The 26,563-nt window shown below is 36.7% G+C and carries 20 protein-coding genes and 1 other annotated feature; of the genes, 7 read left to right on the top strand and 13 right to left on the bottom strand.

Annotated features, from left to right (window positions below; genetic code table 11):
* Positions 1–7: 7 nt before the first annotated feature.
* Together BCR24_RS02800 and BCR24_RS02795 are read right to left on the bottom strand one after the other, a co-directional pair.
* The gene (locus BCR24_RS02800) at positions 8–667 is read right to left on the bottom strand and encodes an HAD family hydrolase (protein WP_069639048.1); all 660 of its coding nucleotides are present in this window, start codon (positions 665–667) and stop codon (positions 8–10) included.
* A gap of 32 nt (positions 668–699) precedes the next feature.
* The gene (locus tag BCR24_RS02795; RefSeq protein ID WP_069639047.1) at positions 700–2,001 is read right to left on the bottom strand and encodes a bifunctional folylpolyglutamate synthase/dihydrofolate synthase; all 1,302 of its coding nucleotides are present in this window, start codon (positions 1,999–2,001) and stop codon (positions 700–702) included.
* Between the two features lie 372 nt (positions 2,002–2,373).
* Here BCR24_RS02795 and BCR24_RS02790 point away from each other — a divergent pair, with 372 nt between their 5' ends.
* The 4 genes from BCR24_RS02790 to BCR24_RS02775 all read left to right on the top strand — a co-directional run bounded on the left by BCR24_RS02790 (position 2,374) and on the right by BCR24_RS02775 (position 9,235).
* Entirely contained in the window at positions 2,374–4,941 is a 2,568-nt protein-coding gene (locus tag BCR24_RS02790) for a YfhO family protein (RefSeq protein WP_069639046.1), read from the top strand.
* A 21-nt stretch (positions 4,942–4,962) separates the two neighbouring features.
* On the top strand, positions 4,963–5,556 hold the full coding sequence (locus BCR24_RS02785) for a TVP38/TMEM64 family protein (RefSeq protein WP_069639045.1): 594 nt from the start codon (positions 4,963–4,965) through the stop codon (positions 5,554–5,556).
* Positions 5,557–5,716: 160 nt separating this feature from the next.
* On the top strand, positions 5,717–6,169 hold the full coding sequence (locus BCR24_RS02780; protein ID WP_069639044.1) for a DUF1307 domain-containing protein: 453 nt from the start codon (positions 5,717–5,719) through the stop codon (positions 6,167–6,169).
* Positions 6,170–6,187: 18 nt separating this feature from the next.
* Positions 6,188–9,235 carry a BspA family leucine-rich repeat surface protein gene (locus BCR24_RS02775; RefSeq protein ID WP_069639043.1) on the top strand — a complete coding sequence of 1,016 codons (3,048 nt, stop codon included), beginning with the start codon at positions 6,188–6,190 and terminating at the stop codon, positions 9,233–9,235.
* Positions 9,236–9,304: 69 nt separating this feature from the next.
* Here the strand turns inward: BCR24_RS02775 and BCR24_RS02770 are convergent, their stop codons facing one another.
* The 7 genes from BCR24_RS02770 to BCR24_RS02740 all read right to left on the bottom strand — a co-directional run bounded on the left by BCR24_RS02770 (position 9,305) and on the right by BCR24_RS02740 (position 19,228).
* Entirely contained in the window at positions 9,305–11,950 is a 2,646-nt protein-coding gene (locus BCR24_RS02770; protein ID WP_069639042.1) for a valine--tRNA ligase, read from the bottom strand.
* Between the two features lie 151 nt (positions 11,951–12,101).
* Positions 12,102–12,321 (bottom strand) — a binding site (T-box leader).
* A 44-nt stretch (positions 12,322–12,365) separates the two neighbouring features.
* Positions 12,366–12,857 carry a thiol peroxidase gene (gene tpx / locus BCR24_RS02765; RefSeq protein WP_069639041.1) on the bottom strand — a complete coding sequence of 164 codons (492 nt, stop codon included), beginning with the start codon at positions 12,855–12,857 and terminating at the stop codon, positions 12,366–12,368.
* Positions 12,858–13,080: 223 nt separating this feature from the next.
* Positions 13,081–13,734, bottom strand: a complete 654-nt coding sequence (locus BCR24_RS02760; RefSeq protein ID WP_069639040.1) for a redox-sensing transcriptional repressor Rex — start codon at positions 13,732–13,734, stop codon at positions 13,081–13,083.
* Between the two features lie 153 nt (positions 13,735–13,887).
* Entirely contained in the window at positions 13,888–15,093 is a 1,206-nt protein-coding gene (gene thiI / locus BCR24_RS02755) for a tRNA uracil 4-sulfurtransferase ThiI (protein ID WP_069639039.1), read from the bottom strand.
* A gap of 253 nt (positions 15,094–15,346) precedes the next feature.
* A complete protein-coding gene (locus BCR24_RS02750; protein ID WP_069639038.1) occupies positions 15,347–16,495 on the bottom strand; it encodes a cysteine desulfurase family protein in 1,149 nt (382 codons plus the stop codon).
* A 119-nt stretch (positions 16,496–16,614) separates the two neighbouring features.
* Positions 16,615–18,336 (bottom strand): septation ring formation regulator EzrA, encoded by a 1,722-nt coding sequence (ezrA, locus tag BCR24_RS02745; protein ID WP_069639037.1) that lies wholly within the window; start codon positions 18,334–18,336, stop codon positions 16,615–16,617.
* Between the two features lie 229 nt (positions 18,337–18,565).
* The gene (locus BCR24_RS02740; RefSeq protein WP_069639036.1) at positions 18,566–19,228 is read right to left on the bottom strand and encodes an HAD family hydrolase; all 663 of its coding nucleotides are present in this window, start codon (positions 19,226–19,228) and stop codon (positions 18,566–18,568) included.
* Positions 19,229–19,426: 198 nt separating this feature from the next.
* Here BCR24_RS02740 and BCR24_RS02735 point away from each other — a divergent pair, with 198 nt between their 5' ends.
* The 3 genes from BCR24_RS02735 (at position 19,427) to BCR24_RS02725 (ending at position 23,310) form a co-directional block, all read left to right on the top strand.
* Positions 19,427–20,779, top strand: coding sequence for an aspartate kinase (locus tag BCR24_RS02735; RefSeq protein WP_069639035.1), 1,353 nt, complete (start codon positions 19,427–19,429; stop codon positions 20,777–20,779).
* Positions 20,780–20,969: 190 nt separating this feature from the next.
* A complete protein-coding gene (locus tag BCR24_RS02730) occupies positions 20,970–21,734 on the top strand; it encodes an ABC transporter ATP-binding protein (RefSeq protein ID WP_069639034.1) in 765 nt (254 codons plus the stop codon).
* Entirely contained in the window at positions 21,727–23,310 is a 1,584-nt protein-coding gene (locus tag BCR24_RS02725; RefSeq protein WP_069639033.1) for an ABC transporter, read from the top strand. Before BCR24_RS02730 ends, BCR24_RS02725 begins: the two co-directional genes overlap by 8 nt.
* Positions 23,311–23,356: 46 nt before the next feature.
* On the opposite strand, the gene BCR24_RS02720 is transcribed toward BCR24_RS02725, so the two are convergent.
* From BCR24_RS02720 to BCR24_RS02705, 4 genes are all read right to left on the bottom strand, one after another.
* Entirely contained in the window at positions 23,357–23,878 is a 522-nt protein-coding gene (locus BCR24_RS02720) for a pyrophosphohydrolase domain-containing protein (RefSeq protein ID WP_069639032.1), read from the bottom strand.
* A 37-nt stretch (positions 23,879–23,915) separates the two neighbouring features.
* Complete coding sequence (locus BCR24_RS02715) at positions 23,916–24,752, bottom strand: Cof-type HAD-IIB family hydrolase (RefSeq protein WP_069639031.1); 837 nt, start codon at positions 24,750–24,752, stop codon at positions 23,916–23,918.
* Positions 24,753–24,788: 36 nt separating this feature from the next.
* Positions 24,789–25,622, bottom strand: a complete 834-nt coding sequence (locus BCR24_RS02710; protein ID WP_069639030.1) for a DUF72 domain-containing protein — start codon at positions 25,620–25,622, stop codon at positions 24,789–24,791.
* A 146-nt stretch (positions 25,623–25,768) separates the two neighbouring features.
* Complete coding sequence (locus BCR24_RS02705) at positions 25,769–26,509, bottom strand: acyl-ACP thioesterase domain-containing protein (RefSeq protein ID WP_069639029.1); 741 nt, start codon at positions 26,507–26,509, stop codon at positions 25,769–25,771.
* Positions 26,510–26,563: the final 54 nt, after the last annotated feature.

The raw sequence follows: 26,563 nt of genomic DNA, 5'->3' as shown, positions 1-26,563 counted from the left end.
GATTTTTTTATTTTTTTAGATAAGCTGGAACTTGAGTCAAACTATCAAGAATTTCCAGTGTTTTTTCTTTGATTTCATCAGTTGGTGCCAATAAGTCTGGAACCATAATCACAGGAATCCCCGCTGCATCTGCTGCTGTCACGCCATGAAACGAATCCTCAAAGATTAAGGTGCTATCAGCCTTTGTGCCGAGATTAGCTAATGCTTTTTGGAATATCTCAGGATCTGGTTTTGCTCGGGTCACATCTTCTGCCGAAACAATTCCAGAAAAACGTTCCTTGATTCCAGCACCTTCTAATAATAACTCGATTGCTGGACGAACATTGCTTGAAGCAACGATTCTTGGAATCTCTTGTTGATCAAGAAAATCGAGTAACGCTAAGACACCCTCTTTTAATGGAACTTCGCCTGACTTAAATACTTGATAGGTCTCGTCATAGGAACGGTTTATAAACTCATTCACTTTTTCCTTACCGAAATCTTTATAGATTCGATGATAGTTTTCTTGGACTTCTTCATCAGACACACCTAAAAACTCTAAATACAACTCTTTACTATAAGGAAAACTCATTGCATCTGCTATTTTTTGCGTTGATTGATAGTAAATCAACTCAGTGTCAAACAATAAACCATCCATATCAAAAATCACACCGTCAATTTTTTTCATCTTTTCCTCCTGATAATCATTAATGAGCAACATTAGATATTTAGTAATAATTCACGTACTTGTGAAACAAAATAAAGCGAACCTGTGACTAACATTAAATCCTCAGAAGACATTTTTTCTAAAATTTCTGCTAAGCCAAATTGCCATAATGAAACAATTTCAGTCTTCTCATCTTCATAATGGGCCATTTTTGTTAATTCGACCGCTCTAGGATAGTCAAAGGTGGTCAAGTATAAATGGACATTCGGTACCTTCCGCAAAATAGCAATCATTTGATCGATATTTTTTGATGATAGAGCGGAAAATAGAATGTGGATCTCTCGATTTGGAAATTCCTTTTTTAAATTCTCAGCAAGGCGGCGCATCGCATGATCATTGTGAGCACCATCCAAGATGATCAATGGTTCATTACTGATCTTCTCCATCCGTGCTGGCCACTGTGCTTGAGCTAGTCCGTGATACACATCTCTATCGGTAAAATTGATTTGCCGCATTTGACAATAGAGGTAAAATAGTTGAATCGCAACTGCGGCATTTTCTACTTGATGGCGACCTAACAATGGGACTTTGACCTTGGGTAATTTGCCCACTTCTCCATAAAAATCAAAGATTTCACCCCAATTTTTATCTGGATGTAGATAGTTGGCTTTGTAGTCTTGTTCATAACGATAGATTGTACTATTTTTTTCAGCAGCGACTTCACTGATCACGACGAATGCTGTTTCTTCAATATTCCCTGTAACAACAGGAATCTTCTCTTTAATGATCCCAGCTTTTTGAAAGGCAATTGCTTCGATTGTTTCACCTAGAATTTCGGTGTGGTCTTTGCCGATGGTCGTAATCGCTGTTAACATTGGTTTGACCACATTGGTGCTATCTAACAACCCACCAAGGCCAACTTCGATGATGGCAATATCCACTTGTTCATCAAGAAAGTAATCCAAAGCCATTACTGTCAATGTTTCAAATTCTGTTATCCCTGCACTTTCAGGTTGCTGATCCATCTCTTTGATCAATGCTTGATATTTTTCTACATACAAGATAATCTGATCATCTGATATCCCTCGTCCATTAATCGCGATTCGTTCATTGAACTGTTCGATATAAGGAGATGTAAACGTACCTACCTTCAAGCCTAGCTCTTCTAGCATGCAACGTAAATAAGTGACCGTAGAACCTTTACCATTTGTCCCTGCAATATGGATCGTTGGCACTTTTATTTCAGGATTATCGATTCTTTTTAATAATTCTTCTACTCGATCAAGCCCTGGTCTAGAGCCAAACAACAATCTACTATGAATCCAATCGATTGCTTCTTCTATCGTTAATGACATCTTATCAACTCCTCATTCTCTATTATAGCGAAAGCTTGCGTGCTTTTCACTAATTACAATCTTTAATTCCATAAATAATTCATCTACTAAAAAAAGTCATTCTCTAAAAAAGAGTAAAAAATTCTCACAATCCTTTTAAATGACAATGGTTGTGATAAAATAAACAAGACTATATGTATGAAGCACGCAGTGTTTCTTTTACATACACCTTGAATCCATGATAGACTATAAACTTAGAGAAATATTGGATTTATTATTCATTAGTTCTGAATCATATTATTGTTGCAGGTAGTTCGTTTGATTTCGCAAGATTGATTGGACCTTTATCCTAAAACAGTTACAAATTATTAGAATAGAGGAGCAGTTTAAATTATGTCAAAAGTAAAAAAATATGCATTGATTGGTGGAAGTTTTTTGCTGCCGTTTTTATTATTGATCGTACTCTGGTCGATTTTGGGCTTAGCGCCTTTTGGGAATAACAATCTCTTAGTTAGTGATCTAGGTTCACAGTATATGCCTTTTTTAAGTGCCTTTAAACAATTTTTCCAAGGAGAAACGCATTCTCTGTATTCATTTTCTGACGCACTTGGCGGAACGATTTTGCCTTTAAGTGCGTATTATTTGCTAAGTCCCTTTAATCTTATCGTTTTGTTGTTTTCATATGAACAACTACCGATTGCTATATTATTGATCATTACACTCAAGATTTCACTTATGGGGACCTCTATGTTTTATTACCTTCAAAAAACGTATCAACATGCTACAGTTGCCACTTTACTTTTTTCGACTTCCTATAGTTTATGTGGCTTTGTGACTGTTTATTGTTTGAATTTCATGTGGTTAGACGCATTGATCTTATTGCCTTTACTGGTACTGGGTATCCAACGTTTATGGGATCATAAAAAATATGCGCTATATGCAGCGATCTTGTTTCTATCGATTGTGACAAACTACTATATGGGCTATATGCTCTGTATTTTTGCAGTTTGTTATAGTCTGTATTGGTATTATCAAAAAATAGATGACGCTAAAAAAAAGTCTCTTTGGCAATTTATTAAAAAGGGTCGATTATTTTTTATCACTTCTCTTCTTACAGGAATTAGTACTAGTTTTATTCTGATTCCAGCTGTTGAAGGCATGTTGGCAACAAAGAAAACAAGCTTTGATTGGCATACGTTTTTACCCACACCAAATTTCGGGTTAAATTTTCTTTCTCAGTTTGGTTTAGGGAATGTTAATTTTGAGTGGCGTTTGGAACATTTGCCAACTATTTTTTCTGGGATTCTGATGGTTCTATTGTTCATTGCGTACTTCCAATTATCAAGTATTACTAAAAAGGAAAAACTCGGAGCTGGCTTTTTAATCGGATTTATCTTTTTAAGTTTTTGGTTGGAATTAGTTAATACTATCTGGCATATGTTTCAAAGTCCTGCAGGCTTTCCTTATCGAAATACGTTTATCTTTAGTTTTTTGATAATCAAGTTTGCTTATGAAGCCTTTCTTAAATTAGAGCTTGGGGCAAAAATACCGATTGCTGTTCCGCTTATTTTTTCTGGATTACTGACGATTGGGTTTATTGCTCTAAAATTTTCAAAGGAAAAAATTTATCTATTATCCGATCATTATTTTATTCTCTCACTATTAGGTATTTGGTTGATTTTCACTTTAATTTTCTTCCTTCAGAACCAAAATGGCGCTAAAAAAAATGGGCTCTATTTTCTACTATTTTTTGTCGTTTGTTCTGAATTAGTCTTTAATTTTTGGATCAGTGTTAAAGATATTCCTTTTGGTAACCAAGAAAAATTTGCCGAGACTTATCAAATTCAAGATAAACTTATTTCAGATTTGCATAATGAAAATAACCATTTATTCCGTATAAAACAAACGATCGATTCAGATGAGGCCGGTTATAATGAAAAAAATAATGGGTATAATAATCCAATTTTATATGGATATGCTGGTGTTTCAAGCTACACTTCTACGCTGGATGCCAAAACACAAGATACATTGCATGCTTTAGGTCTTTATCAAAAAAATGATCGTAGAATCGCATATGTAGATGAATCGAAAGTGATCAATTTTCTTTTAAATGTTCATTATCAACTAACACCAGAAAATAAATTTCCTCAAAAAAACAGGTCAAGTGAACCGTCAACAAATATCTATGAAAATGCTGAAGCGATCGGGATGGGGTACTTAGTCCCACAAGATTTTGCTACTCTAAAACTAGCAAAAAATCAGCCCTTGAAAAATCAAGAAATGATTTTACAACAGATACAGAAAAAACAACAACACTACTTTGAAGAAACACAAAGAATTGTTTGGAGTGAAGAACCAGATAATTGTTATACTCTTACTACTAAAACAACAGCCGACGGCGAACTTTATCTCTATGCACCAGAAATCAATTGGAAAAAAATCACCTCATTTAAAGTAAACGGGCAAAAAATCCAGCCGGCTGTTTATATTGTAACCAACCAATTGTTTAATTTGGGCTACTTTGAAAATGATGCCACCGTTCAAATTCAGATCGAGTCTGAAGCTGAACTTGAAGAAAAAACAATCGACTTAAAAACATTACAGCAAGAAGCGTTTGATTCTTTCATTGATAAGCAAAAGTCCCGAGCCATTCAACTTAATGAGGAAGTTTCTGGAAAATTGACTGGTGAAATTACGGTTGATGCTTCAGAAAATTCATTACTTTATCTCGCTATTCCTTATGATAAAAACTGGCAAATCACAGTGGATGGAAAAAAAGTCAAAGCTATCGCTGTATTAGATAATTTTATAGGCATCAACTTAACTTCTGGAAAGCATCAAATCAGGATGGTTTATCAGCAGAAAAATTTTCTTATAGGCGTTTTGATTAGCATTTCTGTTCTTTTGGGCGTATTATTTTATCAACTACTAAAACATTTTGTGTTACGAAAAGCAACGTAACAGCGAAAGGAAACTGCAGTCATGGGGAAAAAAATTCTGAAACGAATTATTTATGTCCTGCCTATTCTAGGTGTCCTTTGTTTTACTACTTTAGTGATTTATGGCTATTCTAAAGGTGTTTTTCATTCAGTTCAGTCTTTACAAGATTTTATCAAGCAGTTTGGTGAGTATGCTGTATTCATCTTTATCTTTTTACAAATACTCCAAGTTATTGTGCCGATTCTTCCTGGAGGGATTTCGACGGTTGTCGGTATGCTGATATTTGGTAATATCCCTGGACTACTTTATAGTTATGCTGGCTTGATTATAGGTGAGATCATCGTTTATTGGTTGGCACGCTACTATGGCAAGCCCTTTGCACGATTGATTTTGACCAAAAAACGCTATTTAAAATTCGAGAAAATGTTGGATCGTCCTGAAAAAGGAATCAAGAAATTAATGATTGTCACGTTATTAGTCCCTTTTGCCCCTGACGATTTAGCTTGCTTAGTTGCAGGACTTGCAGACCTTCCTTTCAAGGAATATATGAAGATTTTGCTACTCTTTAAATTTTGGTCTGTTGCCAGTTATGGCTATGCCATCTTGTTCTTGTTTAACCATTTTTTGATCTATTAGAAATTCACATACGAAAAAACAGCAAGCAGATCTCCTAGCTTGCTGTTTTTTCGTATTACTTATATTCCCCCTCACCCCTTAAAAAATTCAAAAAGAATAATTTAAATTACTTTAAATATGTTATGATTAACATTGCATGTTTAATTAAGGAGGTGAAAAGATGAAAAAAGATTGGAGAGTTATTGGTATAGTTTTTTTATTACTCGTCTTTATGAGTGCTTGTACAGCAAAAAGTCAAACAGCCACGTACAAACTTAGGCAAGATGATGAAAATGTAACGATTCAAAATAGTTACAAAAATGATACGCTACTAAAAAAAACGATTACCACCATTATTCAATACGAAACAATGGGGGTAAAAACGAAAAAAAAGGCAGAAAGCTTATTAAAGCCTAGTAAAGAATTATATGTTGATAAAAAAGGCCTGAACTATTCAATTATCTTTAAAGAAAAAGAAGCAGTAGAAACGATTGAAGTAGATTTAAAATTACTTTCTAAAGATGATGCCAAAATGTTGCCATTGATCTCTTTACCTGACGGGGATTTTGATTCAGCAAGTGAAAAAGCAAATGCAAAAAAATTAACAAATTTAGGATTTGAGAAAGAAGATTAAGTTACCTAAGGAGGAAATATGAAAAATAACTATCTGATTCAAGGTCTTATACTTGTTGGATTGATTGGGAGCATCGGGTATTCCTCTTCCTCTGTTTTAGCAGAAGCACAAGATAAAACTGTGGAAGAAACGAATTCTAACGAATCAACCGCCACGGAACAAACGGAAGACACAAACGAAATGGTTCCGACAACAATAGAAATTTTAAGTGAAAAAACAACACTAGAAGTCAATGAGAGCCTTACCTTAACTGCTAAAATCACCTCAGAAAGTAATATCAAAACCGCTATATGGACAACGAGTGATGAAACGATTGCGACTGTTTCTTCTACTGGAATCGTTATAGGTAAAAAAGTAGGAACTGTCTCCATTACAGCAAGCACTTCTAATAAAAAAAGTGTTTCAATGCTTTTGACCATCACTGAGAAAAAAGAGGCCGTTACAGGTACTTATGGAACGGTTCCTTGGACTTGGAACTCGGAAACACAAACGCTTACTTTTGGAGAGGGCAATTTTCCTAGTTCAGATTGGCTAAATGGTATCTTACCCAAAATAGAAAAACTTAATCGCCTAGAAGGAAAAAAAATCAAAAATATAATTTTCACGAAGCCTGTTATGGCCAATAGAAACTCTGATTATCTATTCTATGAGTTAGGAGAATTGGAGTCAATTGATGGATTAGAGCAATTAAACACAAGTAATGTTTTAGGAATGTCTTATATGTTTGGTGCAGGTTTCGGACCTGGAAATAAACTAAGCACAATAAATGTGAGTAACTGGGATACCAGTAAGGTTACGAATATGTCTTATATGTTTGCTTCTGCTGGCAACCTGACAACTCTCGACGTGAGTAACTGGGATACCAGTAACGTGACGAGTATGTTTGCTATGTTTAGAGAGGCAAGTAGTTTAACAACATTAGATGTCAGTAAGTGGAATACCAGTAAAGTCGCACGTATGGCTGATATGTTCCGTGGTGCAGCTAGCTTAATCGCACTTGAAACAGGCAATTGGGATACAAGTAACATAACAGATATGTCTTATATGTTTTCCAATGCCAAGAATTTGACAACTCTTGATGTTAGTAAGTGGAATACCAGCAATGTGACAAAAATGTTCAAAACGTTTGATTTTGCTAGTAGTTTGACTGTTCTTGATGTCAGCTCGTGGAATACCAGTAATGTGACTGACATGACGAATCTATTTTATTGTACAAGCAGTTTGTCCACTCTTGATGTAAGCAAGTGGGATACCAGTAATGTCACGACTATGCCTTACCTATTTGGCTGGACAAATAGTCTGACCGCTCTCGATGTGAGCAAGTGGGACACGAGTCGTGTCACAAATATGCAAGCAATGTTTCTTCACACAGAAGGTCTAACAACACTTGATGTCAGTAAGTGGAATACCAGTAATGTTAAAGATATGTCTTATATGTTCAGAGGGGCAAAAAATTTAGCAGTTCTCGATGTGAGCACTTGGGACACAAGTAGTGTCTACGATACCTCTTTTATGTTTTATAATGTAAAAAATTTGCCAACGCTTGATGTCAGCAGTTGGAATACAAGCAATATCGTTTATATGCAGAATATGTTTAACTTTGCATCAAGTCTAACAACACTAAATACGAACTCTTGGGATACAAGTAAAGTGAAATACATGGACCAAATGTTTGATCAAACAACCAACTTGACAACAGTTGATGTAAGTAATTGGAACACAACTAATGTGCAAAATATGACTAAGATGTTTTACAATACGCGAAATCTAACCGCAATTGACATAAGTAAATGGGATACCCGTAATGTGACAAAAATGGAGCAACTATTTGCTTATACAAATTCATTAAATACCTTAATTTTAGGTGCAAATACAGGAAATATTCTAAAAACAGCTAGCTTTCCAGAGAAAAAAGATGCTACCTATACTGGAAAGTGGAGGTTAGTTTCTCCAGATACACAAAATAGTTATTCCAGTAGTGCAGACTTAATGGCAAATTATGATGGAACAAAACCTGGGAAATATGTTCGAGAAAAAGTTGGAGACAGTCTAAAAGTAACTGGGATCGAGTTAACCCCTCCTTCTATAGAATTAAGTGTTTCTGAAGAAATAACCTTGCAAACAAAGATTACACCTGAGACTGCAAAGAATAAAAACGTCACATACACCACGTCAGATAACTCTATAGCCACCGTCTCATCAGATGGTGTAGTGAAAGGGCTAAAAAAAGGAACAGCTGTGATTACTGCAACAACAGAAGATGGCGGTTTTAAAGCAAGTAGTACTATTACTGTTACAGAGCAGAGTTCTTTCTTACTCGATACCTTCTACTTAGGAATTGACGACTATGTAATCGGGAGTATAGATACTAGTTCTTCAGCAAAAAAAGTCCAATTAGTCATCAATGATGAACTGATTACTACCTCAACAATTTTTAGAGATGGCAGTTTTGAATTAGACACAGATGGACTGATCAAAAATGTAACGGATAAAGTCGAAGTAATCGCATTAGACCGGAAAAATAAGGAATTAGAGCGAGCAACTGTGACTATCGAAGAAAAAGCTTATTCTTTGACTGTGAATCCTTACACCTTATATGAAGATAAAACAATCACAGGTGGAACTGATTATTTTCATACGCATGTCGCTTTGATGATCAATGGCGAAGAAATCGAACGTAAGTTACTATCTTCAACCAGACAATTTACTTTTGATGTTGAAGGTTTGATTGACTACACAGATGACGAAGTAGAAATCGTTGGTTATCGTTATGAAGATGAAATCACTCGAAATGACGTAGGGATTCAAGAACCTACGGTAGAGATGACACTAAGCCCATACAAAATAGATGATACTTTTGTAACGGGTAAAGTAACAGGCAAGTCCGCTACAACTGTTCGTCTCTATGTAAATAGAAGACGACAACAAACAGTGAAAATAGCCGAAGATGGCACATTTAGCTTATTAGGTGTTGCTATTACCTCACCTACAGACAAAGTTGAGCTAGCTGTATTGAATGATGCTGGTATTGAGATTCAACGATTTACTGTTAAGGTGACGAGCTAGTAATTGAGTGTAAAGAAAAGTGGATCGTTAATCAGATTTTTTTCTGACTAACGATCCACTTCTTTATAATTAATTCACTGTACGCAGTTGCGCAATTCGTTCCTTCACAACCACTTGTTTTTCTAGATAATCTTTTTCTTTTGCTTTCTCAGCTTCTACAACATCATCTGGTGCGTTAGAAACAAAGCGTTCATTAGCTAATTTCCCTTGTACGCGTTTGACTTCTTGCGTCCATTTGTCTAATTCTTTCTCTAAACGGGCAATTTCTTCTTCTACGTTGATCAAACCTGCTAATGGTAAATATAACTCTGCTCCAGTTAGAACCGCTGACATTGCTAGTTCTGGTGCAATGATATCACTTGCAATCGTCAACTCTTCTGGATTACAGAAACGCTCGATATAATTGGTATTGTCGATCAAGAATTTATCCACTGCCTCATCACTTGTTTTGATCAATAATGTGATTGGTTTAGAAAGTGGGGTATTCACTTCCGCACGAATATTACGTACTGCGCGAATCACTTCTTTTAAGACTTCCATTCCACGAGCGGCTGTTTCATCTGAAAATTCTTCGTGCACGACAGGATACTCAGCAACAACTAGCGATACACCTTGATGTGGAATGTTTTCCCAAATTTCTTCCGTCACAAATGGCATGATTGGGTGTAGTAAACGTAAAATTTGGTCTAATGTATAGACTAAAATGCTACGTGTTGTTTGTTTTGCCCCTTCATTTTCACCGTACAGAATTTCTTTACTCATTTCAATATACCAGTCACAGAAATCATCCCAGATAAAGTTATATAACTGACGACCCGCTTCACCAAATTCAAAACGATCGAACAAGTCCGTTACACGAGCAACCGTTTCATTTAGACGTGTTAAAATCCAGCGATCTGCTACGGTTTTTTCACCACTGAAGTCGATCTCATCATAAGACATTCCTTCAACATTCATGATCACAAAACGGCTGGCATTCCAGATTTTATTGATAAAGTTCCATGAGGCATCCATTTTTTCATAACTGAAACGCATATCTTGACCAGGTGTTGAACCATTGGACATAAACCAGCGCAACGCATCTGCCCCGTATTTATCGATGACTTCCATCGGATCGATTCCGTTTCCTAGCGATTTACTCATTTTGCGTCCATCTTCTGCTCGGATCAAGCCATGCATCAAGACATTTTTAAATGGCGCTTGTCCTGTAAATTCTAAACTTTGGAACATCATGCGGCTAACCCAGAAGAAAATGATATCGTAGCCTGTTACTAATGTGCTAGTTGGGAAATAACGCTGATAATCAGCTGCTGCTTCATCAGGCCAACCCATTGTTGAAAATGGCCATAAAGCTGAACTAAACCATGTATCTAATACATCTGAATCTTGAGTCCAATTTTCCGGATCGGCTGGCGCTTCCATGCCAACGTACATTTCACCTGTTTCTTTATGATACCAGGCAGGAATTTGATGACCCCACCATAATTGACGTGAGATCACCCAGTCGTGGACATTTTCCATCCAACGCAAGAATGTTTGATTAAAGCGTGGTGGATAAAATTCTACTGCATCCTCTGTATCTTGGTTTTTGATTGCTTTTTCAGCAAGTGGTGCCATTTTAACAAACCATTGTGTGGATAAACGAGGTTCAACGACAACGCCGGTACGTTCTGAATGACCAACACTGTGATTCATTGTTTCGATTTTAATGAGGCGACCCATTTCCTTTAGATCAGACACGATCAATTTACGTGCAGCGAAACGATCCATTCCTGCATATTTACCTGCTAAATCATTCATAGAACCATCTTCATTCATCACATTTACACGAGGTAAATCATGACGATTACCCACTTCAAAGTCATTTGGATCATGGGCTGGCGTGATTTTTACGACACCTGTTCCAAATTCCATATCTACATACTCATCCGCAATAATCGGGATTTCTTTGTCTACTAATGGCAATGTGACTGTTTTTCCGATCAAGGCTTGATAACGCTCATCATCTGGATGAACAGCAATCGCTGTATCGCCTAACATTGTTTCAGGACGTGTTGTTGCGATTTCCACAACGCCTGTTCCGTCAGTCAGTGGATAACTCATATGATAAAAGGCCCCTTCGATATCTTTGTGGATAACTTCGATATCAGATAAGGCTGTTTTGGCTTTTGGGTCCCAGTTGATGATGTATTCCCCACGATAAATCAGGTCTTTTTCGTATAAAGAAACGAAGACTTTACGAACAGCTTGAGATAATCCGTCATCTAAAGTAAAACGTTCACGGCTATAATCTAGTGATAAGCCCATTTTTGCCCATTGTTCACGGATATGAGAAGCATATTCTTCTTTCCAATCCCAAACTTGCTCAACAAATTTTTCACGGCCTAAATCGTAACGAGAAATATCTTGTTCAGCTAATTTTTCTTCAACTTTTGCTTGGGTTGCGATACCTGCGTGATCCATTCCTGGCAACCATAAAGTATCAAAGCCTTGCATTCTTTTTTGGCGGATGATCATATCTTGTAAGGTTGTATCCCAAGCATGACCTAAATGAAGTTTTCCCGTAACATTTGGCGGCGGAATCACGATCGAATAGGGTTTTGCATCTTTGTTGCCATTTGGTTTGAATAGATCTTGATCTAGCCATTTTTGATAACGGCCCTGTTCTACTGCTGTGGGTTGGTATTTAGTTGGCAGATTTTTTTCTTCTGTCATGTAGATTCCTTCTTTCAGTTTTAATTTAAATGAATGGTGAAACGACAAACTAAGGTGACAACGTTTCTTATTAGTCGCCTTGTACTGTTCAACATCAGATTGCTTCACAATCTGATGTCGAACATGTAAAAAGCCCTAAAATACTTTCGTATTTTAGGGCGTAAACTTCTGTACGCGGTACCACCTAAATTGTGTCTGACGATCCAGACACCGCTTCATTCGTGAGGTAACGATCACTACTCGAATCATTCTACTCCATTCAAATCATTGACTCCCAAGCTACCTTCTTACTGGTTATGTGAAAATCTTCCACCAAGTGATTTTCTCTCTATAACGATGCCAGTCGTACTCCTCTTGATCATGGTCTTTGGTTTATTTTAACATTGAATAGGAATATAAGTCAATTTGAAAAAAATCAACGAGCTGCTTTGGCTTGTTCTAACGCTTTATCATAATCTGGCTCTTCCGAAATTTCAGTGGAAATTGCTTCATAAGTGATTTTACCCTCTTTATCGATCACAAAAATACCTCGAGCTAAACGTCCCATTGCCGGAATAAATAAACCATAGGCATTCCCAAAGGTTCCATCTGTATCGTGTAAAATTTCCATATCTACACCTTCAGCTGCACACCAATTCGCTTGTTCGTCTTTTGTATTATTTGATATCGTGATAAATTTAACGCCAGCAACAGTCGCTGCTTCTTGATTGAAACGTTTCGTTTGTAATGAACAGATTCTAGTATCAATATCTGGTACAACGCTGATCAAAACTGGCGTACCAGTGAAATCTGACAAGTTTACAATTTCATCGTTTAAATTTTTTAGTGAAAACGCTGGGGCCTTAGTCCCTACCTCAGGTTGAACACCAATGATTTCTACTACTTCGCCTTTTTTTGTTACGTTCATTATTTTTTCCTCCTCTAATTTAAAAACTGAATACGTCACTTATCATCGAAGAAACATAGGAAAATTCGGCTGTGACATTCTTTGTCACATTCATATTTTATCTTTTTTCCGAGATACAGACTCATAAAGCTATATATTTAAGTTTCAAGAGCTCAACAAATGACAATTACTGCTCTCTATTTAGTATAGAGGAAGGAGGGCCAGATGACAAAGTTCTTGCCTTCTAAGCTTTTTTACTAGAAAAAGTCTCATCAAAATAAATCAATGTCTGTAGTTCTGTTGTTAAATCAATGTATTGTACATTCACGTTATGTGGAACTGTCACACGGTCAGGTGCAAAATTTAAGATTGCTGTAATACCCGCATCAACAATTTTATCGATTGCTTCTTGTGCAAATTGACTTGGTACAGTTGATATCGCAACTGTTACACCTGTTCGTTTGATCTCATCTTCTAATTTTTCCATTGGCTGAATAACGATATCATCGACCGATAAGCCAATTAATTCTGCTTCTGTATCAAAGGCACAAACAATATTTAAATTTTCATTGCGCCTAAAATTATTTTTTATCAGCGCTTTCCCTAAATTACCACAACCAATCAAAGCAATCCGTTTCTCTTCTTGTGTATTTAAAATATGACTGAACACTTCAATCAAATAAGGGACATCATAACCATAACCACTTCGGCCTAGCTCCCCTAAATGCGAAAAATCACGACGGATCGTAGCAGATGGGACTTGAATCACATCACTGAATTCTTTAGATTTGATTCGAGTCACACCAGAATCACCTAGCATTTTTAGATAGCGTAGATACAACGGCAAACGTTTAGCAGTTGCTTTTGGTATTGTTTTTTCTTTATGTAATTCTTTCATTTCCCGACCTCCTTGTTACTCATTTCACATATATAGTTTAGCATGCTTCGTTACAAGGAGCAACTTGTTTGTGAAATAAATAATAGATATTAGAAAAACCTAATAATGAAAAGAACAGACTCGATAGCGTTATCAAGTCTGTTTTTTCAACTTTTATAGTAAATCGGAAAATTCTTCATTTTTTTCACTCAACTCAGTTATTTCACTAACTTTTAAGCCAGCTATCGAACGAGCTATTAAACCTTCAATATCTAATCGCGCTTCATATGCTTGGGCCTTGTCTAGTTTTGGTCTTGTTTTGGGTTGAGGGGGAGCAAAAATTGTACAGCAATCTTCAAAAGGCTGGATTGCTAATTCAAAGGTATCAATTTTTTCTGCGATCTCAATGATCTCCCCTTTATCCATCGAAACGACAGGACGAATAATCGGTGTAGTAGTTACTTCATTGATTGCTACCATACTTTGCAATGTTTGAGATGCAACTTGACCTAGTGATTCACCGTTGATGATCACCAATCCTTTTCTTAATTCACGGATAGTATCCGTTAAACGCAACATCATCCGACGCGTCACCGTCATTAGATAGCCTTCAGGTACAACTCGCTTGATTTCTTCTTGAATCTCAGTAAAAGGAACTTCGATGAATTGAATACTACCAGCATACGGTGCAATTTTTGCTGCTAAATCCTTTGCCTTTTGCAATGCTTGTTCACTTGTATATGGCGGACTAGCAAAATGGACAGCCTCGACTTCGACCCCACGTTTCATCGACAAATAGCCGGCAACTGGTGAATCGATGCCTCCAGAAAGCATCAGCATACCACGCCCACTAGTCCCAACTGGTAAACCACCGGCACCACGAAGCGTCTCATATGAAAGATAGGCACCTTCTTTACGGATTTCGACACGAATATTTATATCTGGTTTTTTCATTTGCACAGCAATTTCAGGGAAGACTTCAAACACAGCCCCACCTAATTCTCGATTTAATTCATTTGAATCCAATTCAAAATCATGATCCGAACGCTTAGACGTGATTTTAAACGTTTGCCCTGGTTGATAGGCAGATTGGATGATACTTTGGACCATTTCACGAATTGCCGGCATTGTTTTTTCTACTCGGACACTAGGAGAGAAATTTTGAATACCAAACACTTTTTCTAATTTCGGCATGATTTGTACGCTGTCTTCACCATTTAATAATAGATGCATCCGATCTCGGTCAGCATGTATTTTAACAGCTGGAAAATCACTTAGTACTCTTTTGACATTTTGTGCTAATTGGGAAATAAATAATTTTCTATTTTTCCCTTTTGTTGAAAGTTCCCCGTAGCGAACCATGATTTCAGTATATTTCACAATTTTTCAATCCTTTTCTATGAAGCTTGATTTTTCAACCTATTCTTAGCAAGTCTTTCATTGCCACGTTTAACATTACCTGTTAGTCTTGCATCTATCTTATTGTTGCTCTTCGTCACAAGTCATTTGTAAATCTTCTCCTAGATGTTGAGCTTCTGTTCTTTTGACAATCATCACTTGTTTTCCATCAAAACATTCTATTTGCGACTAATTTATTTAATCCCATCATCTTCACCCACTAAATACTCATTGCTCATCCATTTAACACTAAAAATTTTTTATAGAGTTGATTAAAAATAATCATAAATTGTTCAGCCTCTGCGATTGTATTACTTTCGTCTAAGCTGACACGAACCGCAGATGTCGCTAAAGAGTCTGGTACTTTCATCGCATGTAGCGTACTGCTCGTTAGTTTTTTACGGCTTGAACAAGCACTTGTCGTTGAAGTGTAAATTTGCTTTTCTTCCAGCGCATGGACTAAAACTTCCCCACGAATGCCTTTTAAAGCAAAACAGATAATATGAGGAGCAAAATCTGCTGTTTCTTTTGAAAAGACGGTCACATTCTTGTACTCTTTTAAGGCTTCAATCAAATAACGGCGAATAGTTGCCGTATGTTCTGGTTTGTCCATTTTTTTATCTACATATAATCGTAAGGCTTTCGCCATTGAAACAATCCCAGCAACATTTTCAGTGCTACTCCGTTGATTGCTCTCTTGACCACCACCATTTAATAAAGGGGCAAGTTTACGTCCATGTTTCCAATAAATAAAGCCTACACCTCGTGGACCATGAAATTTGTGTGCAGAAAATGTAGCAAAGTCAACACGCGGTGTCAACCACTGCTCTTGGCTTACTTTACCAATTGCCTGAACCGCATCTACATGAAAATGAATCGTTGGGTATTCAGTCAAACAGTCGCTGATTGCTTGAATCGGTTGGATCGACCCAATCTCATTGTTCACAGCCATGATCGAAACTAAAATCGTATCCTTACGAATTAATTTAGCTAATTCAGCCACCTTGACAAATCCACGCTCATCAACAGGTGCAACAGAAACCTCAAACCCATTTTCGGCTAGTTGGCTTGCCGTTTCAGAAACAGCCGGATGTTCAATATCTGAAATAATGATATGGCGGCCAAATGCTTTTTTTTCTATAGCTGTGCCTTTTAATACCCAGTTATCGCCTTCGGTTCCGCCACTCGTAAAATAAATCTCATTTGACTGAACTTGAATTAACTCAGCTATTTGCTTGCGTGCTTGTTCTAACAAACGATTTGCTTGATTGCCTAAGTCATGTAAGCTGGATGGATTACCAATAATACGTTGACTAACTTTTACAAAGGTATCTAAAGCTTGGGGATAAATCGGCGTTGTTGCACTGTTATCAAAATATATCATTTTAAAAACCCTCTTCTTTTGAAATTCTTTCCTATTATATACTTTCTATTTTTGTAGTTCAACCTCACAATCCTTCAAATCAAAATAAAAAGGTGAGACACTTGTCTCACCTTAGATGATTAAATCACATCAAGATTATTGAAGTAAAAATCTTCGATTCTTCTAAATGCACCTGGCTCCACTCTTTCAAGTGCAGTGCCGATCTCATCCAGAGCATCTTGATATCTGTATTCTTTTGAAAATAGTTCTAAGCTATTTTCCATCGCTACACGAATGGCTTCGTGTGTATGACGGTAACGATTAGCGTATTGCATCATTTGTTCTGTTAATGCAGCCGAATTAACTAAATCATTTGTTTTCTTATCTAGTAGTTCTAAATCTTCATTACAAAGATCAGAAAGTTTTTTGATTTCTTCCATGTTAATACGAATTCTGTTTAAAGCTTTACTTAATTCTTCAATGCGGTCTGTCGCAACGAAAAAGAATTCTAAGTAATCAGCTGGTAATCCAGGTAAACGTTGTTTTTCAACATGACGTTTGATATTGCGTAAACGGAAATCATATTGATCAACTTTTTCTTGAGCAGCTTTTTCACCTTTACGTAATTCTTTTAATGAGTCATCGATTTCAAGTTGTTGATTTTCGATGTCATCTAATATTTTGTAGCAATCCTTGAAGAATGCTTGAACTTCTGAAAATGGAATTGTATGCTCTTTTAATTTTGGTTCAAAATCTTCATAGCGGCGAATCAATTCTTCGATTTCCGTTTGGAAGCCTCTTGAGCGACCTAACTCATTATGATTCAACGTATAACTTTGAGATGTATGATCTAATTCGATCATCAATTGACGATTATTTTTCAATGCATGGGCAATATAATCTCCAACTACCTTGTGATTCGTCATGACATATTTCTTAGCGTTGATCTCACGTTCCATGATTTCATACAATGCATCAATTGCATTCGCAGTGTCACGGTTTGCAACTTCTACAGCGTCGACTTCAGTCTTCTCCAAATCAACAGTTGAATTTTTCACACGTTTTTGAACACGTCTTAACTCATCTTCGAAATTCTTTTCAGGGAAAACATAATGATCTGCTAAGAGACGTTTGTATCCTTCTTCGATCTCTTTTAGTTGATCTGGGAAAGTCCGATTCAATTCATCATAAAGTGGTGGAATACGTTTCATCACATCATCTAATTCATAGGTGTGACGTTCAGCATTTTCCAACACCTCACGCGCTTCGATCGGATCGCCTGATGTATTCAATGTAACAAACTGTGTGAATTCGATCTCGATATTTTTGATTTGCTTTTGCAACTCAGGGTAAGCTGAACCAAATTCTGATTTTTCGTCGTGAAGTAATTTACTGATCTCTTCATAAACATCTAGCGCTTTTTGTACTTCAAGTGAATTACGTTCTTCACTTTCACGCAGCTCTTTCAAGCCATTACGAATGATTTCAACTTCTGACTCCATTTCAGTCATCGTCTCGTCAGCTTCAGCAACTGCTTTTTTTGCTTTCATAAAACGGAAGGTTTCATTTAAATTTTCAACTTCAAAAATCTGACTTTCTAACTCTGCAAAAGAGCGAGTATAAATCTCGGTCCAACGTTGATTCCATTCTCTAAACGTGTTCTGACTTTGTCCGACCATGTGCATTTTTTTTACATCGTCGACCTCTTCGATCACAGGCAAGTCGAACAGCGCTTCTTTCCTCTTTTCCAGATCATCGAGTTTCATTTGATTTTTCTTTCTCATAAAATAACCAACTAAATACAAAACAGCTGCGATGATTATTATAGCTAAAACTACGATAATGATCAGATTATTCTTCATCCATGGTTCCTCCGTTTATTAGTCCATATATGATATGCAACAGCGGATAAATAACAAAAACACGACTATCTGCTCTCACAATATTCTCTTATCTACTTAAATTTCTATAAAAACACCTACAGAAAATTATAGCACAAACCACTCAATCAAGCACTAACAATTTATAATTTTTTAAGAAATGTTTTGACTTTGTAATATTGCAACAAATCCGTGCCGACTATTAGTCAGTTTAACCGATTCGCTCTGCTTTTTGCAACTTTTTGCACACATCGCTCAATGTATCTAGTTTTAAATCAGCCAATTGTTGATTCATACCAAAATGAGTATCTTTCAAAGCCCAGACTGCTAGACCAGCATCATGAGCTGAACGAATCCCTTTTTCAGAATCTTCGATTGCTACACAATTCTGAGGTTCAATGCCTAACTCTTGCGCTGTATATTCGTAAATTTCTGGTGCTGGTTTACTTTGTTTAAATTGTGTACCGCTGACGATCACATCAAAATAGCTAGTTAATTGACCGACCTTCAAGACTTCTTGTATCACATCCATGGCTGAGGAAGATGCAAGACCAATTCGATAACCATTTCGTTTAAGAAACTGCAAAACGCGTTTTACATCTGGATCGATCAAGTTACTATAATCAATCGGGCGCTGGCTTTTGTATTCCTGATATTTCTCACTTAAAAAAGCTTCATCATAGATTGTATCATTAACAGCCAGAATCAGCTCCCATAGACTCCGCATATCTGCTCCGATAAATAGAGGGATTGGAATTTGCTCAATCGATAGATCATACTCTTTAAGAAACGCTTTTCTACGTTGATAATAGAACTCTTCACTATCGACCAACACGCCATCCATATCGAAAATTATGCCATTGTATTCTTGCATTATTTTGGTGCTCCTTTGTGTGACTATTCTTGTTCAGCTCTACTAGTCTAACAAAAGTTTGAAAAAAAATGAAGAAATTTGTTGAAAAACAATTGAAAAGATCGAATAATTGTCATTTTTACGGTTGCTTTTCCGTCTATATTTCGGTATTCTTTTACTATTATAATGAAAAATATATTAGAATTAGGAGTGAAAAAAGTGAAAGTCATAAAATTTGGAGGCAGTTCTTTAGCATCTGCTACGCAATTAGAAAAAGTTTTACAAATCGTAAAAGAAGACGTTTCACGAAAGTTTGTCGTCGTTTCAGCTCCTGGTAAACGTTCTTCGGATGATATCAAAGTGACTGATTTACTTATTGCGTATTACAATGCTTATTTAAATAACGAGAACACCACCGAAATCATTAGTAAAATTGTTGGTCGCTACGAAGGGATTTTAGATGCGTTAGGCATTAACAAAACCGTTCTAGCTGATATCCAACAAGCAATCGAACATTTAGCAACGTTATCTAAAGAAGACAATCCTCATCTTTTTGATGCTTTTTTAGCTAGTGGTGAAGATAACAATGCTAAGCTTGTTGCTTCTTTCTTCCAACAACGAGGCTTAAATGCCTGTTATAAGAATCCTCTAGACCTAGGAATCATTGTATCAGACGAGCCTGGCAATGCACGGATTTTGCCGTCTTCTTCAAGTAAAATCAATCAATTTAAAGAAACGGAAGAAATTTTAGTAATCCCCGGTTTTTTCGGTTTTACAGAAGCTGGCGATATCTGTACATTTTCTAGAGGTGGTTCGGATATTACTGGCTCGATCGTTGCCGCTGGTGTGCAGGCCGATATTTATGAAAACTTTACAGATGTCAATGGGATTTTTGTTGCTCATCCTGGGATTGTTCATGAACCGAAAACAATCAAAGAATTAACATATCGAGAAATGCGTGAATTAGCTTATGCTGGTTTTGCAGTGCTTCATGATGAGGCATTGATGCCTGCTTATCGTGCGAATATCCCTGTTGTCATCAAAAACACAAATAATCCGGACCATCCTGGTACTTTGATCACAACATCAAGAACTGTACAACATGATCCTGTGGTCGGGATTGCCAGTGACCAAGGATTTGCCAGCATTTATATCAGTAAGTATTTAATGAATAGAGAACTAGGTTTCGGTCGTCGTTTATTACAGATACTGGAAGAATTAGGTCTTAGTTATGAGCATATGCCTTCTGGAATCGATGATATTTCGATTATTTTGAGAGAACGGCAATTAACTATTGAGATCGAAGAAGAATTGATGAAACGTTTGGAAAACGAGCTTGAACCTGATGAGTTGCGAATCACTCATGGCTTATCTATGTTAATGGTGGTAGGTGAAGGCATGCGCCAACGAATTGGTGTCATGGCAGATAGTACGGCTGCTTTAGCTTTCAACAAGATCAACTTGGAGATGATCAATCAAGGTTCTTCTGAGGTGAGTATCATGTTCGGTATTCGGGAAGATCAGGAGAAAAAAGCAATCGAAGCGTTATACCGCACATTCTTTGAAAAATAGTCAATGAGAAACGTCGAAAGAGACCACACCTAATCTAGGTTTGCTCTTTCGACTTTTTACATACTCTTAACATGATTTCACCCCAAAATACTGTTTATCTGTGCTTGTCCTTTTACAGAAAGCATTTCCTTCATTAAAAGTCTGGAGTACAATAAGAATATATGATAACAAAGAAAAGGTGGGAAAGATGATGATTGAATTAGTAAGAGTTAGTAAAAGTTACGGAACAAAACAAGCACTAAATGAGTTGAGTTTAACAATTAGACAAGGAGAAATCTTTGGCTTTCTTGGTCATAATGGCGCTGGCAAATCAACAACGATTAAAAGTTTAGTTAGTATTATTCAACCTTCTAACGGCACTATCACAGTAGATGGTTTAGACTTATCAGAAAATCGGCAAGCAATCAAGAAAAAAATTGCTTATGTTCCTGATACACCTGATATTTTTTTACAACTGACTGCTGGAGAATATTGGGATTTGATTGGGGCAGCTTATGATCTTGATTCTGTCCGAAGTCAGACTCGTTTGAATGAGCTAGTTTCTTTATTCGACATGCAAAGCCATCAAGAGGAAACCTTAGCGAGTTTCTCTCATGGGATGCGGCAAAAAACGATCATCATCGGCGCTTTATTGCCTGATCCTGATATCTGGATTTTAGATGAACCCTTACAAGGCTTAGACCCTCAAGCGGCATTTGATCTTAAAGAAATGATGAAAAGACATGCAGCCAAAGGGAAAACGGTTATTTTCTCGACACATGCATTAGACACTGCCCAACAATTGTGCGATCAATTAGCAATCTTAAAAAAAGGAGAACTCATCTATAATGGTTCTGTGGATGAATTGTTAGCGCAATCGCCAAATGAATCGTTAGAAACGATTTACTTGAAAATGGCTGGACGTCAAGCTGACACACAAGGCTTAGACACTATTGAAGGTGATTCCTATGAATAAAAAACAGCTGCTTGAACTGACACGTGTAAATTTGCGTTATGCTAATCCTCAAGTAACTGAACGTGCTCGCAAAAAAGGGAAAAGCGGCAAAGCATTGACCAGATCCTTGATCAATCAATATCTGCTCTCCGGTGTGTTGTTCTTGATGATTTATGGCGTAACGATGTTCATGATAGATTTTAGTCAGATGCCTGGTTTTTTTACCTATTATGTCGCTTTATTTGCTATTTTAGCTTTTTCACAAGGAATAACGGTTATTTATAATGTTTTTTTTGAAAGTCAGGACTTACCTGCTTACCTTCCTTTACCCTTTCGACAAAGTATGATTTTTACAGCTAAAATCTTGGTCGTGGCGTTGACTGTAGTGCCCTTTGTCTTTCCGATGCTGGTTGTGTTTCTACTGACTGGGTGGCGGTCTGGGGTTTTGTTACCAATTACGATTATTTTAGCAATTTTACTTTTCTTGTTAGTTCTAGCTGTGATCTTTGCTTTTTGTTGTCTAATCGTTTTTGGTTTGACAAGAACGACTTTCTTCAAAAAACATAAAAAAGTCGTAACTAGTTTATTATTGGGCATTTCAATGGCTATTGCGATTATCGGGATTATTATGATGAACGGCCAAACCTCTTATTCAGAGACGACTCAAATGGATCGTGTGCCTATTTATCTATTCATTCCGCTTTTCCAAATCATCTCTGAGCCGTTTTCACCAACGGGTCTGCTCAGTTTCATTGCTCTGTTAGGTTTATTGCTACTATTATTACTAGCGATCAAGCTCTTTATCTTGCCTAAACTTTATGAACAATTGACTGATGCTTCTACCGCTAAAGTAAGCAGTCGCCGAAAACGTAAAGAAAATCAAAATTTGAAACAATTGCTTATAAATTATAATACGCAATTAATAAAAGAACCCAACTTAATTATGCAAGTTTTGTCTAATTCTTTATTGATGCCGTTGATTTTTATCGTTACATTTGCACTTGGCGGCTCGCTGAATTTAAATACTTTAGAATTTCGATTTATTGGAGTCGTTTTTTTAACAGGGATTGCTTTAGCTTGGATGACCATTAACCAAACTTCTTTTATTAGTAATTTAATTTCTCTTGATCAGGAAAATTTCAACTTTATCCAGTCATTGCCTCTTTCAATGCATGGATATATGAAGCAAAAGTTCTTTGTTGGGCTTATCGTTCAATGTCTATTGACGAGTGGCGTTGCTTTGATCGGTGGGATTCTTTTTAAACTGCCATTTTTATTTATCATCAGTTTGCTGCTAGGCTCGCTTTTGGGAAGTTACCTTCTCTGCCTTCGTTTTTTTGCAAGGGATTATCGGTTTATTTTATTAGAGTGGACTAGTATTAGCCAACTATTCAACCGTGGTGGGGGCAACGTGGGGTTAGTCTTAACGATGCTGGGATCGATTTTTGTTAGTTTGATTGTTCTTGTACTTTATGGTGTTGCTGCGATGTATTTACCGTTTTGGCCACTTAATTTATGTGTTTTAGCTCTTCTTAGTCTGGTATCTATTCTGTGGATTCGTTATTACCGAACTCATTTTTGGGCTCTCTTCTCTTAAAAAAACGGATTAGAAAAGGAATTTCTTTTCTAATCCGTTTTTTCATTTACTCAATCTCAGCAGCTCTTTTTTGTCGCTCTAACTCTGCTTTGATTTTTGGCTCTGGAGCAAAGTCTGCCTCCCAGTTGTCAGGTTTTAACACTTTATGTGTAACGGGATGATAATGCGGTTTTCCATCTGGAAAAATTTTCCCCATATTCGCCTCATGAACAATTGAGAAAATCTCTGTTGGATCGACACCTAACAAAGAAAAAGAGCCATACGTAAAATATAACAAATCAATCAGCGCATCAACCTGTTCTACTAAAGGATCCGTTACCTCTTTTTGTTTACTTAGAACTTTTTCTTCTGCTTGATCCACAGACTCTTTCAGTTGATTGACTAACTCTTTAAACACTACTGGATCATTATTGGCTGCCCCAAATAAAAATTCTACTAATTCTTCTGCTTTAAAACCAGCTCTATCTGAAGCTTGTTTAGCAGAAAATGCTGTTGGGATTCTAGGTTTTCTATTATCAAATTTCTGATGAAAGACTTCTGTTTTTTCAAATGGATTCTCGATTTTCATGGGGTTCCTCCTAATCATAAAAGCCTAGCCCATGGAGCTAGATAATTTTATAATACTTCATCGCCTGGTAAATGCCATCTTTTGCATTTGTTTGCGTCACATATTTTGCAATTGCCTTAACTTCACTTTCTGCGTTTCCCATTGCAACCCCAAAGCCTACACCACTCAACATCTCTAGATCATTCCAACTATCACCAAATGCTAGGACTTCATCTAATGTGAAACCAAAATATTCCACACATTTTTGAATTCCAATCAGTTTAGAACCTGACTGTGGAATAATATCTACGGTATAAGGATTAGAGCGTGTGATATGACAATCTGGCAATTGCTCTTTTAACGTCTGCGTCTCTGATGTTGGACTTAATAAAACGCACTGATAAATGGGTTCTTTTACTATTTCTAATTCACGGTAACGTTGTTCTTTCCTGTGAATTGAAAAACGACTGATCAGATTTTTTACAAGCGTGGTGGGAAAGTATTTTGGTAAATATCGTACAATTCTTTTTGCCCATTTATTTTGACCAAAACGCATCAATGAGCTCCCATCTAAACTTCGTCTTGAACCAAACATGATTTGCCGATGATAACGGTCAGAAAAAGAGATGATTCTATTAAGCGTTTCATCTGAAAAATGTGCTGCGTGAATGGTTTCTTCTTGCGTATAAACTAATTGACCATTGTAAGTCACAAAAAAATCAAAGTTCAACGCATCGATTTGCTGGCTCAATTGTACGGGGCCACGTCCAGTTGCAACACCACAGAGAATTCCTTTTTCTTGTGCCAGAGCAATTCCTTTTTTTGTTGATTCCAATGCTTTGCCGTGGTCATTTACTAGTGTGCCATCGATGTCAAAAAATATCGCTTTTATCATGCTTGGTATCCCTTTCTCTATGCAACTTTTTTATGATTAAAACAAGCCCATTTGTTTAGGATTTAACTGCTCGTATTCTAGGCCTAGAGCTGCTTTCATTTCTAATAGATTCCCTGCTGCATCTCCACCAGAATTATTGTTGAAGATCACCCCGACTTCTTTGGTTTCCCGAGCTATTTTTCCGACGGCTTCACTCAACTCTGCAATTTCTTCTGCGTTATAGCGATAGAGTGTCCGTTTTTTGCGCCAATCTTTATCATTTGCCATCCAACCAGCTGCATTGCGCCCGTGAAAACGAAACAATACAAATTGATCATTTGTCGCATAAGGAAAAAATGGGACCGGATTAGTTGGAATTTGCGGTTCATCTACAACTACTAGTGAAAAATCATTCTTTTTCATAAATGATAGGGTTTGTTTGATATATTTAGCGGAATACCACGAACCATTCCGTAATTCTATAGCAACTGGAAATCCTGCAAACCAGTGACGAATCTTTTCCAAATATTGGACATTCTCTTTTGTACAACTGAATGTTGCAGAAAATTGAATCAAAAACGCATACAGTTTGCCACTTTCGTACATAGGCGCCATACTTGTCAAAAAGGCCTCAACCATCTCTTCTTCACTTTGGTAATACTGCTGCCACTCGCCTTGACAGCTGATACCACTATATACTTTCATGACAAAACGAAAATTATTAGGAACTGATTTTGTCCATTCTCTAACAGAATCTTGTTTTGGGATTCCATAATAAGCAGTATCCATCTCAACTAAGGGTAAATATCCTGCATATTCATATAATGTAGAACGTTTTTTCCCAGTTAGCTTATCATGTTCATTAAAAGAAGTTAACCCTAAACGAATCATAATCTCTTTCGTCCTTTCTCTTCCTATTAAAGCAATATTATGTACATATAGTTAAAACAGTCATGCTATGCTTTTATTCTATACCAAAAAAGACTAAGACAAAACAAAAAGTTGTCTTAGTCAAAAAAATAATTTAACCCCATCGTTTATTGACTTTTTTTCCAGTTCATATTCGCTTCACAATAGGTTTGACCAGCGATTTTAATTTCGTGTCGGGTTGCTTTACCGTTTTCAGTATCCAACATTTCATAGTGGCTTTCTACTACTTGACCGTATTCCACTTCCTTATCAAATTTTACATTGATAAATGTTGGTTCATGTGAACTTAAAAAATCGTAGCCTAAAACATCTAGTAACCAATTAAAATAAATGGCATTGTTTACGTGTTGGTTGCCATCAATATCAAAATAACGGACACGATAAGGTAAAAACTCACCGTTTTCAACTTTTTCGATTTTTTCGCCGCGATAAATTTTCTTGATTTTTTCACTTTCGTACGGTTCTATGATTTCGGGTAGCACACTGCTCATTTTGCGATTTTCTTTATCCATCAAGACAAACGTCGACTTGATCAAGACGCATTCGTTTCCTAGCTCGTCATGAATCCAAAAGTTTCGATAACAGAAATACTTATTATAAGCGATCGCTTGAGTCGTAATCGCAAGCTTTTCACCAACTATAGGTAGGCGTGTGATGTGAATCTCATAATTGGTAATGACCCAGCCGAGACCAAACGAAGCGACAAAATCTGCCCCTCGATCTAAGGCATCGCTTTGCTCTTCGGAAGTTTTGATCACAACAGCCAACATTGACGGAATCGTCATTTTTCTTGTAATATCGCCATCATAATAAGCTACTTCATATGGAGTTGTAAATTTTTTTGCCACTGGATCTCCTCCTTTTTGTTGTCTAACTAGTTAAATTATAACATAAGATATCTG

The sequence above is a fragment of the Enterococcus ureilyticus genome, from assembly GCF_001730315.1.
GTDB classification, from domain to species: Bacteria; Bacillota; Bacilli; order Lactobacillales; family Enterococcaceae; genus Enterococcus_L; species Enterococcus_L ureilyticus.
The sequence above is the reverse complement of the archived record's forward strand: the minus strand, read 5'-3'. Positions and strand labels throughout refer to the sequence as shown.

Bases quoted from the DNA above. Each gene is read 5' to 3' on its own strand.
- BCR24_RS02720 (WP_069639032.1), bottom strand. From the start codon at position 23,878: ATGAAAATCGAGAATCCATTTGAAAAAACAGAAGTCTTTCATCAGAAA.
- BCR24_RS02800 (WP_069639048.1), bottom strand. From the start codon at position 667: ATGAAAAAAATTGACGGTGTGATTTTTGATATGGATGGTTTATTGTTT.
- BCR24_RS02790 (WP_069639046.1), top strand. From the start codon at position 2,374: ATGTCAAAAGTAAAAAAATATGCATTGATTGGTGGAAGTTTTTTGCTG.
- BCR24_RS02710 (WP_069639030.1), bottom strand. From the start codon at position 25,622: ATGATTCGTTTAGGGTTAACTTCTTTTAATGAACATGATAAGCTAACT.
- ezrA (WP_069639037.1), bottom strand. From the start codon at position 18,336: ATGAAGAATAATCTGATCATTATCGTAGTTTTAGCTATAATAATCATC.
- BCR24_RS02775 (WP_069639043.1), top strand. From the start codon at position 6,188: ATGAAAAATAACTATCTGATTCAAGGTCTTATACTTGTTGGATTGATT.
- tpx (WP_069639041.1), bottom strand. From the start codon at position 12,857: ATGAACGTAACAAAAAAAGGCGAAGTAGTAGAAATCATTGGTGTTCAA.
- BCR24_RS02750 (WP_069639038.1), bottom strand. From the start codon at position 16,495: ATGATATATTTTGATAACAGTGCAACAACGCCGATTTATCCCCAAGCT.
- BCR24_RS02715 (WP_069639031.1), bottom strand. From the start codon at position 24,752: ATGATAAAAGCGATATTTTTTGACATCGATGGCACACTAGTAAATGAC.
- BCR24_RS02785 (WP_069639045.1), top strand. From the start codon at position 4,963: ATGGGGAAAAAAATTCTGAAACGAATTATTTATGTCCTGCCTATTCTA.
- BCR24_RS02760 (WP_069639040.1), bottom strand. From the start codon at position 13,734: ATGAAAGAATTACATAAAGAAAAAACAATACCAAAAGCAACTGCTAAA.
- BCR24_RS02795 (WP_069639047.1), bottom strand. From the start codon at position 2,001: ATGTCATTAACGATAGAAGAAGCAATCGATTGGATTCATAGTAGATTG.
- BCR24_RS02740 (WP_069639036.1), bottom strand. From the start codon at position 19,228: ATGCAAGAATACAATGGCATAATTTTCGATATGGATGGCGTGTTGGTC.
- BCR24_RS02780 (WP_069639044.1), top strand. From the start codon at position 5,717: ATGAAAAAAGATTGGAGAGTTATTGGTATAGTTTTTTTATTACTCGTC.
- BCR24_RS02730 (WP_069639034.1), top strand. From the start codon at position 20,970: ATGATTGAATTAGTAAGAGTTAGTAAAAGTTACGGAACAAAACAAGCA.
- BCR24_RS02770 (WP_069639042.1), bottom strand. From the start codon at position 11,950: ATGACAGAAGAAAAAAATCTGCCAACTAAATACCAACCCACAGCAGTA.
- BCR24_RS02725 (WP_069639033.1), top strand. From the start codon at position 21,727: ATGAATAAAAAACAGCTGCTTGAACTGACACGTGTAAATTTGCGTTAT.